This window comes from Sporomusa sp. (assembly GCF_035561255.1).
In the GTDB taxonomy this organism is placed as follows: domain Bacteria; phylum Bacillota; class Negativicutes; order Sporomusales; family Sporomusaceae; genus Sporomusa.
Genome location: NZ_DATMXX010000208.1, coordinates 1 through 11120, shown reverse-complemented (window position 1 = coordinate 11120; position 11120 = coordinate 1). Strand labels below are relative to the sequence as shown.

Annotated in this window: 8 protein-coding genes; 1 reads left to right on the top strand and 7 read right to left on the bottom strand. The window is 45.5% G+C overall.

The genetic code is table 11. The features are described from left to right. Positions 1-282: 282 nt before the first annotated feature. Positions 283-1977, top strand: a complete 1695-nt coding sequence (locus tag VN379_RS11535; protein ID WP_325533932.1) for a two-component system sensor histidine kinase NtrB — start codon at positions 283-285, stop codon at positions 1975-1977. A gap of 113 nt (positions 1978-2090) precedes the next feature. Here VN379_RS11535 and VN379_RS11530 read toward each other — a convergent pair whose 3' ends face one another. The 7 genes from VN379_RS11530 to VN379_RS11500 form a co-directional block, all read right to left on the bottom strand. After that, complete coding sequence (locus tag VN379_RS11530; protein WP_325533930.1) at positions 2091-2759, bottom strand: response regulator transcription factor; 669 nt, start codon at positions 2757-2759, stop codon at positions 2091-2093. A gap of 378 nt (positions 2760-3137) precedes the next feature. Continuing rightward, positions 3138-4193, bottom strand: coding sequence for a flagellar hook-associated protein FlgL (gene flgL, locus VN379_RS11525; RefSeq protein WP_325533928.1), 1056 nt, complete (start codon positions 4191-4193; stop codon positions 3138-3140). A gap of 31 nt (positions 4194-4224) precedes the next feature. Further along, complete coding sequence (gene flgK, locus VN379_RS11520) at positions 4225-5760, bottom strand: flagellar hook-associated protein FlgK (RefSeq protein WP_325533926.1); 1536 nt, start codon at positions 5758-5760, stop codon at positions 4225-4227. A gap of 31 nt (positions 5761-5791) precedes the next feature. After that, positions 5792-7276 carry a flagellar hook-associated protein FlgK gene (gene flgK / locus VN379_RS11515; RefSeq protein WP_325533934.1) on the bottom strand — a complete coding sequence of 495 codons (1485 nt, stop codon included), beginning with the start codon at positions 7274-7276 and terminating at the stop codon, positions 5792-5794. A 38-nt stretch (positions 7277-7314) separates the two neighbouring features. Continuing rightward, complete coding sequence (locus VN379_RS11510; protein WP_325533924.1) at positions 7315-8676, bottom strand: flagellar hook protein FlgE; 1362 nt, start codon at positions 8674-8676, stop codon at positions 7315-7317. Positions 8677-8770: 94 nt separating this feature from the next. Further along, positions 8771-9574, bottom strand: a complete 804-nt coding sequence (locus tag VN379_RS11505) for a flagellar hook capping FlgD N-terminal domain-containing protein (RefSeq protein WP_325533922.1) — start codon at positions 9572-9574, stop codon at positions 8771-8773. A 320-nt stretch (positions 9575-9894) separates the two neighbouring features. Next, positions 9895-11120: ornithine--oxo-acid transaminase (locus VN379_RS11500; RefSeq protein WP_325533920.1), on the bottom strand; the 1226-nt coding region annotated here is incomplete at its 5' end.

The following is an 11120-nucleotide window of genomic DNA, read 5'->3' as shown; positions in this document are numbered from 1 at the left end:
GTTTTTAGTCAAAACGTGCTTGAAATTTGAAAATTTTACAGATTGCTAGATATTTTATACTGTACTTGGCCAGTTATGTGTATTTGCATAATTATTAATCATGCAAAAGCAAAAGCAATTGTGTAATTAGTGATTAAGCGGAGGTGCGTAGGAGGGTTAAAGGATAATTTTGCGTTTTGGTTGTTTACATTTTCATATAGCGGTATTGGTAATTTGAAGTCATTTTCAACAAGTCTAACTTTAATGGAATTAAAAACCATAAAGGAAAGAGGGATGTTTTGTTTGCAGCGTTTTAACATTGCATGGAAAGCGTACATAATTGTCACTGTTATAATTACTATAGCCGCCGCAATTATTGTAGGTTATTTTATATCTGATAGAAAGAATGTACTTATTATGAATAAGCAATTGCACTTGTTTAAATTAGCCTCAACCCTTGAGAACAAGATCAATCACGATGATTCTAACAACGGATTATCAATTCCCCAAGCAGATAAAACTGCCATTATCAATAAATTATATCAACCGCTTTTGTCAGAAATAGCAAAGGAAAACCCAGAGTGCGAATTCGGGATTTTCTTTGATAAACCGACAGGCTGGACAGAGCAGTCTGTAGTAAATATAACCTATCCGATTCATATTAATGGGCAGCTTACCGGCCACATAGGGGTAAATTACAAATGGGACTATTTAAATAACGAGATTAATCAACACACGGTAAATCTACTGATTTTTGCGTTTGGGTTTTGGTTATTGGTATTATTGGTCATATATCTTGTCTTTTATAGACTTACACATGAAATAAACAGGTTACACCCAATAAGCAATGAAACTGAAGCAAATGGACAGGATGAGTTATTCCAGCAGACCAGGTTAAAGCTTGCACATTTAATTGATCTGTGCCCGTTGCCAATTCTTGAATTAGACAGTAACGGTTGTATTGCAAATTTGAATAAGGCTATGCAGGATTTTTACAATAGATATCTCGCATATAGCAAAGAATCACTAATTGGAGAATCTATTCAGTCATTATCCAGCCAGTTAGGTATTGAGTACAAGAAGAGCTTTATTGCCCGGGTAATGAACGGTCAGGAGATCAGGAATGAATATGCAAGACAGCTTGACTGCGACTGGCTCCTGCATGGGGCGCCGATCATTAATGCTGCTACCGGCAGTGTGAATGGTGCAATTGCAATTTATCACGATATATCAGAAGCTGAGAAGACCAAGCAAGAAATGGCAAGACTGGAAGGCCTCAATGCGATTGGTGAGACGGCAGGTTCTGTTGCTCATGAACTACGGAATCCAGCCTGTACGATAAGAGGATTTGTCGAGTTGTTACAAAGGAAATGCCGGGAAGATCAGAAAGAGTATTATGGTATTATATTAGAAGAGTTAGACCGGATGAATGGAATTATTGAAGACTTTTTATCACTTACAAGGAATCGGTTGATCGATAAAATGCCCCTTGATATTAATGAGGTACTCCGCTCGCTGTACCCCCTGATTTTATCTGATGCACTAAAAAACGGCATTGAGTTGGAATATAATTTGTGCGATAAGGCTGAAGCATTAGAACTAAATTCAAGAGAAATACGGCAACTTGTCCTTAACCTCGCCCGTAACGGGATTGATGCCATGAGCCCGCGAGGTACCCTCAGGATTTCCACTGAAAAAGTTATGAGTGGGATAAATCTTGTAATCCAGGACACCGGTACTGGTATCCAACCGGAATTACTAAACAAGATTTTTGAGCCGTTTTATACCTCAAAGAAGAATGGAACCGGATTAGGTCTGGCAGTGTGCCGTAATATTGTTAAAGGGCATGCCGGGGCGATTAAGGTGGAATCAGAGGTCGATAAAGGAACAACTTTTACCATGTTTTTCCCAAGTGTCAAGGAAGAGTGCTGCTGTTTACCAAAGTCCGGCCCGGAAGTAGCCATTTACTCTATGGGGTGTGAAATAACAACTCTTTAAATCGCCTGCATTTGGATTATGGGCCGAATGCAGGCAGTTCTTCTTTAGGCATAAAAAAATGCCGCACTTCCCTGTGCGGCACAAAAACGATCATTAATTATTTGAAGGCTGATCTAGGATACAATCCGGTAACCGTAGCCATATACTGTGTCTATTTCCAGGGTTGTAAGCTTTCGCCGCACCCTGCGTATGAGGTCATCTACTACCCGGTCTGAACCAAAATAGTTTTCTCCCCACACTGATGTTAGTATTTGCTCGCGTGACAGGGCAATCCCCTTATGGCGCGCAAAAAGACAAAGCAGATCAAACTCCTTAGATGTTAAATCAACAGTCAGTTTGTCGACTAGAATCATTCGCCGCTGGAGATCAAGATGATAGTTTTGCAGCCGTGTTACTTTGGTTGCAGTTTCAGTTACTGAACCATGATCATGCGGGTTCAATATTTTTCGGGCTCGAAAAACAAGTTCTTTTGGCATAAACGGTTTTACAATAAAATCGGCACAGCCTAATTCAAAGCCCCAGACACGATTTATGGTGTTTTCATGTTCTGAGGTCAATATTATCGGAATTTGGGTAGAATTGCTTTGAATCTTCCTCATGATATTAACCCATTCCTCGCCGTCGGCGTCCAGAATCCACAGGTTCGGGCAATCAGCCACATTCAAGAGGGAGGATGTATCGTTGCTAAAGCTAGTGACTTCCCAGCCTTCTTTTTGTAAGTAATAGGTAAGCATTTGACTAAAGGTCTCGTTGCGCTCACTCAGGAAAACGCGAGGTGTCATAACAGTATTGCTATAACCACACACAGTGTGTCACATTTTTAAAAATATGCATAGAAACACTATCGGCGCAATGGGGCCTTGGCAGTGTTCAAGCGGAGAGCGATATTTGCCGGCGAGAGATATTGTCAATGCTTTACCAAACCTAATCCCATTATCGCATTCCATTGCGCTTCTACTTGATACACTAATGCCAGTTGGAGGCGGTTCACGCTCACCAGGTATTGCTTGCCCCAGTTCATCACAGATCATAGCAAATTCACCGTTCCTTTGTCTTTGTTATGTAATACATATACTTTATTATCCATAACAGTTAAAATACCTCCTTCGATCATTGCCTCTGTTTGACAGACCTGAAAAAAAGATAATTTTAGAAACGGTTTATTTTATGTAATCAATCAAACTCTGGGTAATGGCTTTGGACCCGACTGCCAAAGAAGCGTTATAGGTATATTCTGCAGACTTGGCTTCAATGGAGACCTGGGCTATGTCCACATCCTCATTATTACTCATCAAGGTTACGTAGGTCGTAAAATCATTCTCAATCTGGGTTTTAGCCCTGTCCACATAGTTCATTCTGGCACCTATGTCTGCACGGACTGTCACTACCCGGTTAAGGTTTTTATCCAGGTCATCAAGTAAGGTACTAAGTGAAAGTTCGTTGGTCTGGGTGGTAACTGTCGGCGGATTACCGGCTATTTCAGCTGTCTTATAGCTGCTATTCCCGTCCAGTCCCAGCAGCAGCTTGTCGAAAACATCAAATAGATTGCTGCCTGCTTCCTGGCCGATAACATCCTGACCTTCGACATTTACAGCAATTTGGCTGCCAAAGCCGGTGTTATACTGCATTTTCTGTTTGCCGGTCTCCAGATATTGGTCATTTAAATGAGTTTGACAATAATTGATAAGGTCTCCATCTGTTATCGCGTTATTTACCGGTCCGCCAAGGCTAACATATTTTCCTTTATACGTAACCTTGTCACCTATTGCAGTAGACTCAACCTTGTAGGGTGGTTGATCGGTTGCAAAGCCACTGAAGACATACCGGCCTGCATAGGATGTATTCAGGATTTCTACGGCATTGTCCCTGAGCGCACTAATTTCAGCTCTGACTGCTTTTTTGTCATCCTCACTTATGCTGCTGGAAGCTTGCACTGTCAATTCTCTTACCCGGTGAATTACATTGCCTAATTCGCCTAATGCTGATTCACTGACCTCCATCCAGGAGGTTGCATCATCGATATTTCTTTGATATTGCTCCACCGAGGAGACGTAATTCCGGTATTTCAACGCCCGTGTGGCAACAATGGGATCATCAGATGGCAGCTGAATCTTGGACTGAGTCGATATTTTCTCCTGGGCTTTATCGAGCCGCCGCAGGTTATTATTAATATTCCAGAGACTATTTTGGGCTAACATGTTATTGGTTATCCGCATCTTGCCGTTACCTCACTTTTCTTCAGGAATTCTAACCGGAGATCAGGTTTATGGTCTCTTTATAGATTTCATCCCAGACACTAATGATCTTGCCGGATGCCGCATAGGCCTGCTGATATCTTGTCAGGTTGCTGGTTTCCTCATTGCTGGACACCCCGGATACCGAGGTTCGCCAATCGCTCACTGTTTTGATAATACGGCTTTGCCGGTCTGCTGCAGTCTGAGCCTGCGTACTATTTGTGGCCAAAGCGGCGATGATAGAGTTCATAAAGTCTTCAGGTGTTCCTTTATTGAACATCCTGGTATCTTTACATAACTTGATTAACTGCTGGATGTTCTCATTGTTATCCTTACCACCTGCTGCCGAGGCTGCCGCAATCTTGTTAAGGTCAGTTTCCACATCGGCAGACAAGGTAAGACTGGCGGCTGTAATGTGATTGTATATTGCGTTCTGATCACCGCCGCTGGCCATCAGGTCGGCAGAGGATTTATGGTCAAAGGAAAAAAAACGAATGTCTGTGGAGCCATCCAGGCCCTTGCCACCGGCGTGACCCGGATAGTAAGAGGTACCGTCTTTAAACACACCCTCATTAAACGCCTTGGCAAATGTACGGGCAAATTCATCAAGTTGGCTCTGGTAATAGGGAAGGCCTTTGAACTGGGAATCAACACCTGACCCATCCCGCATCTCAAGATAGCTTTTCAACGAACCGCCGCCGGCAGCAAACTCATCACCGGTGTCTTGCCAGCGGATACCATACATACCTTCCTGGTCACCTGATTGTATTTGATAACACTCCAGAATTCTGGCCTTATTGTCATTGACCAGCGTAGAGCCATTAATGCTGATCGACATGGTTTTCAGATCCCGGCCATCAGGCAGCTTACCTGTTGTCGTTGCACTGACATCAACTTTGGCTAATTTTGAAAGATGGTCGATAAGGACATCCCGCTGGTCTTCCAGGTCATTGGTGGTGCCTCCTGACAAAGCAGCCTGCCGGATACGCTGGTTGAGTTCAGCGATTTGTTTACTATAGGAATTGATTTCATCGACCGCTACCCGCACTTCGGCATTGGTATCCTGGCGCAGCTGGGTGAAGTGTTTGGCTGTGTTATTGAAATATTCACAGATGGAAGAGGCCGTCTGCCGGAGATTGGTTCGCGCTGATGAATCACCCGCTGCTTTGGACAATGATTCCATGGCTGAATAGAACTGATTAAAAGCCGAATTAAAGGCATTGCTGGAAGGCTCACCAAGCACGAGCTCAATTTCATTAAGCATTTTTTGCTTGGATTCCCATTCACCCAGTGAATCATTCTCCTGCCAATATTTCTGATCCAGCCGCAAATCCCGAATTCGCTCCACCGTATCGACCTGGGAGCCAATACCCAGCCGGCTATGCCCGTTATAATAGGCCGCCGGCCCGGATGCCCGCTGCAGGGGGGACTGCCTGGAATAGCCGGGGGTATTGACATTGCTGATATTATGGGTTGTCACGCCTAATGCCGCCTGACTGGCATACAAGCCCCGGGTGGCAATATTGAGGCCAAGAAATGCCGACATCATAGAAAAATCACCCTCCTGTTTCTGGATAATACTAGCCTAACTCACGAATCAAATCTCCCAGAAGGCTGTCAATTGTACTTAGTACTTTGGCATTAGCGCTGTAAATGCGCTGATACCGCATCATCGCCGCTGTTTCCTCATCTATGGAAACGGACGAGACTGACTGGCGCTGACTGTCAAGCTGCCAGACCAGTTTTTCCTGTGTGTCTGTTGCTCCATAGGCCTGTTCACCAGTTGTACCGATCCAGGATACGATGGCTTTATAAAAACTGTTCAGGTCCATGGCTGAACCATCAAATGTAAGGAGTTTCTCCTCTGTCAGTGCTTTATAGATGCTCTCGGCAGTTGTTGAGCCGCCCGGGAGATCGGCAGCAGACGCTGATGCTGCAATTTTATTGGGGTCATCAAGTGCTGGATTGACCTTGATATTGCTAATGCTTAGTGGCTTGGACGGATCGGCAGCGACAAAAAAGTCCACGCCGGTACTGCCATCAAGCCCAAAGCCGGTTTTATGCAAATCATTTATCTTGTTGGTAATGGTGGTCAGTAAATCATTTAACCCCTGCCGCAAATCTGAGATTGAATTGGTGGTGCCTGGCTTAAAGTCGAAAGGAAACTCTGCCGGGTCGAGGGCGGTGACTGTGCTTTGATCCCCGTCCTGTATGTCAGCCAGCATGCTGCCTCCGGACAAGCTCACAGCCTCATTCGCGTCAGCCCATTGTACTTTTAACGGGCGTTGTAAAGAACCGTCGCCAACGGCTTTCAAAGGATGAACCTGGTCGCCGTTAACAAGGGGGACACCACCGATGCTAACAACAAATAAGCCGTTTGTTTGCTCGTTAACCGTAATATCAGCCATTCCGGATATTGCATCAAGCAGAAGATTGCGCTGATCCCTGAGGTCACAGGCTTCCGCACCTGTGGATTCAGCCCGGAAAATCGCAGTATTAAGATGGGAAATTTCCTGAGCCATGTTGTTTAGTGTGCTTACCGAATCTTGAAGCCGGTCGCAAGCATCCTGCTGTAATTGTTGTAGCTGCCGGTTAATATGCGTAAATGTGTCGACAAGGGCCTCGCCATAGCCTCTCAGGGTGTTGCGGGCGCTCCTGCTATCCGGGTGTTTCGATAACTCATCCCAGCCGCTGACAAAATCCTGGACTGTTTGCTGTAAGCCGGTTTTTTTTATCCCCGCATCGGAGATAAAATCGCCCAGTGTTTGTTCTGCCTGCTCCAGCCGGGAACTTTTTTGCTGCCAGTACCCCGATTGTGCATTCTGGCGCCGGTAATTCTGGTCAAGAAATTGGTTTCGCGCCTGCCTTATTTCTTGTACTCCAACCCCCTTGCCGCCGGGGGATAGACCTGATGAGGCGATACGCCATTCCTCACCTGTGATATGCTGCCGGGAGAAACCAGGGGTATTGACGTTGGAAATATTATGGCTTGTTGATGCAAGACCGGCCTGGTTAACATACATTCCCGAGACAGCGACGTTATATAAACCAAAGTAGGAGCCCAGAAGAAATCACCCCGATCCTTTCTTCGATAATAAGGCTTTTACCGTACCATATTGATTAGGTCCTGCAGTAACTGGTCGGCGGCTGTGATGATTTTACTGTTGGCCTGATAGGCTCGCTGGGTAATCATCATTTCACTGAATTGTTCTGCCAAATCAACGTTAGACATCTCCAGATTACTGGAGCTTATCATGCTTGTACCACTTTCCCCCGGTTTGACGCCTCCTTTAAAATCACCCGAATTGACGGTAGGTACGTACAGGTTGCCGCCAATCTTTTCGAGTCCGGCCGGGTTATCGAAGTTGGCCAGCGCCAGCATCCCCAACGGCTGCTTTTGTCCGTTGCTATATATGCCGGTGATCACACCATCGTTGCCGATGCTAATATCGTCCAGATCCCCGGCCGCATAACCATCGACATTTGACGCTTTGATCTCATTACTGCCGGTGCTGTTGTAGGTGGAGATTCCAGAGAAGTCCAGGTTAACCGTAAAGGGGGCAGCAGCGGCGTTGGTCCCTTTAGGGGTTAAGGTAATCTGAGGCTTGGTGTTGAAGTCAGTATCACCGCTTACAATCTTGCCGTCTTTATCAAACTTGATATACCCACTGGCGGTTACATCAAGTTTGGCATCAGCGGATTTCGCTTCCCAATACCAGGATGTGACCGGATTGTCCGGGTCAGTAGAGTCAACATAGCATTTGGAGAATTTGCTTTGAACCTCATAACTATTGCCTAAGGCATCGTACACTGTCATCGTGCCGGTATAGTCGGCCGGTGACGGTGGTGTGCCAATATCATCCAGGGCAGTTCCCCTGGCAGTTTTAGCCGGATCCAGGTTTCCTGCCAGGTCGCCTTTTGTTGTCGCCTTGGGGGAAATGATTCTTTTGTTACCGTTATATTTGTCGGAAAACAGGTTAATCGGTTCTGCCGGCTTTTGGGTGTCATATTCATAGGAGCCGTCAGTTTGCCGTTTACCGCCATAGTCCTGCCAGCCGCAGACTTGCATACCGCCAACTGTCAGGTTACCGGCCTTATCGACACCAAAGTTACCGGCTCTGGTAAACTGAAAATCCCCCCTTTGACCACCCTGAACAATAAAGAACCCATTGCCGCTGATGGAAACATCATAGGGATTACCGGTAAATTGCGGACCGCCTGGGGTCATAATCATATCCAAACTGGCTATCTGGGTACCAAGACCAACCTGTTTCGGGTTAACGCCGCCCCGGTTCCCGTCAGGGCCGGAGGCACCGCTTAACACCTGACTAAAGAGGTCGCTAAAGGTGGCTCGCTGCGCTTTATAACCAACTGTGTTGACGTTAGCGATATTGTTGCCGATAACATCCAGTTTTGTCTGTTGCGCTCTTAGGCCTGAAACCGCAGAATACATAGATCTCATCATAAGGAATTTCCTCCTGGTACAAAGGTTTATTTCTTCAATCAGTCAGAAATAAAAGTCAGCCTCCCAAACTAGGGTCCGGCTGATGTAAGGTCACTCAAGCCTGGGCAACGCTATAAAGTAAGTTTGCCGGTACATCTACGCCATCCATGACAACTTTAAGTTTGCCGTTTTCATTAGTTACCGATTCAACCTTTCCCTTGATGGTTGCGGTCTTACCGGTGACCGGATCTTTAACTGACAGAGACACATCCTGGCCTACATGGTTTTGCAAATGCTCATACTTGTCCTGGGAACTGTCATAATCGGTTGATTGAATTGAATCAACCTCAGCTTTGACGTCATCCATAACGACATAATCCTGACTGCCGTCTTTTCGTACAGATTTGACCACACCACCGACAGAGACAAAATCACCTGTTTTGCTGTCCTGGACATATCCTTTGCAGTTCATTCCAATTAGTTTTAGCAGTTCACCTATTGGTTTTGTTGATGGTTCGGCAACCTCCACCACATCATCCAAACTTACATCTTTTCCATTTACGGTTAAGTAGGATTGACCGTTTTTTGTATATACCGTTTGGACAGTTCCAAACTCTACAGTTTGGTTGCCACTGGCATCGGTCGTCCGGTAGCTTACGACTTTGCCGATAAGGCTGTAGGCTTTTGTTGAACTCATGCTGTTACTGATGTCCTGCAGGCGCTGCAGTGAATTAAACTGAGCCATTTGGGCCACGAATTCGGTATTGCTCACAGGATCAAGCGGGTCTTGGTATTTCATTTCCGTTGCTAATAGTTGCAGGAAGGAATTGGCGTCCAGATCATTGCCCGTGTTTCTCTTGTTGTCGGTATTCGTCGGATTTTTCCACCACTCGGTATTATTAACCGGGTTTGTACTCATTTCATCCATCCTCTCTAATTTTTTCGTTATCGCCCCGGAACAAAAATGAGGCTATCTAAATATTAGAAAAATATTTTGGAATGATTATGGGATAAATATGTTGTTTTTGTGGGATATGTCGTTTTTTGCGATTAAGAACAGAAAAGGGCATAAAAAAAAACGCCTGCAATTCGGTTTACATGGCCGAAAGCAAGGCGGTTTAATATTTCTAATCTGTAATTGTTTTAAGAAAGTTGCTCATGGAGCTGGGGAGTAAGGGATAGCCAAGACACATAAAAACCACGGCATCTACTATAATGATGACCGTGGTTTTTATGGTGCTATTTACCGGCAGAATCGGCAAAACATTGCTGTATTTGCGTATAGGCCCAGTCTATTTCTTCCCGGGTAATCGTTAGCGCGGGAGCAAAGCGGATAATATTTTTATGTGTTTCCTTACAGAGCAGTCCATTGTTTTTTAGTTTTTCGCAATAGGGCCGTGCCGGTACTGTCAGCTCCAAACCGATGAACAAGCCTTTGCCTCGAGCCTCCCGGATTAGCGGATTAGCTAGCTGCCGGAGTTTATCAAGAAAATATTGCCCCAGGATCAGTGAATTCTCCACAAGTTTTTCTTCTTCCAGTACCTCCAGGGCGGCTATTGCTACTGCGCAGGCCAATGGGTTGCCGCCAAAGGTAGAGCCATGTGAGCCAGGATTAAATAAACCCAGGATATTTTTGTTGGCGGCAACCGCAGAAATAGGGAGAACACCGCCGCCCAAAGCTTTACCCAGTACATACATATCAGGGATGACATCTTCCCAGTCACAGGCAAACATTTTTCCCGTCCGGCCGAAACCGGTCTGAATTTCGTCGGCGATAAACAGTACATTATTTCTTTTACACAGTTCAGACGCATTCCGTAAGAACCCTTCAGGGGGAATGACGATACCGGCCTCTCCCTGGATAGGCTCTATCAGGAGGGCGGCCGTGTTTGGAGAAATTGCATTTTCCAGTGTGGTATAATCGCCATAGGGAATCAGGGTAAAACCGGGGGTAAATGGACCAAAACCGGCTTGATATTCCGGATCTGAAGAGAATGAAGTAATCGTCACTGTCCGGCCATGGAAATTCCCTGTACAGACGATGATCTCAGCCTGATTTTCCGGCACACCTTTACAGTGGTAAGCCCAGCGCCGTACCGCTTTTATTGCTGTTTCCACCGCTTCAGCGCCTGTGTTCATTGGCAGGAACATATCTTTCCCGGTGAGCTTGGCCAGCCGCTCAAAAAACTGATATAACTGATCGTTATAAAAAGCCCGGGAGGTGAGGGTTACTTTGTCAGCCTGATCTTTTAAGGCTTTGATAATTTTAGGGTGTCTGTGTCCCTGATTCAGGGCAGAGTAGGAGCTTAGCATATCCATATAGCGGTTGCCTTCAGGATCTTCCACCCACACGCCTTCGGCTTTGGCTATCACTATTGGTAAAGGATGATAGTTGTGGGCTCCCAACAGATCGGTTTTCCTTATAATATCATCAGATTTTACCATAATCTCGCTCCCTTTTAACC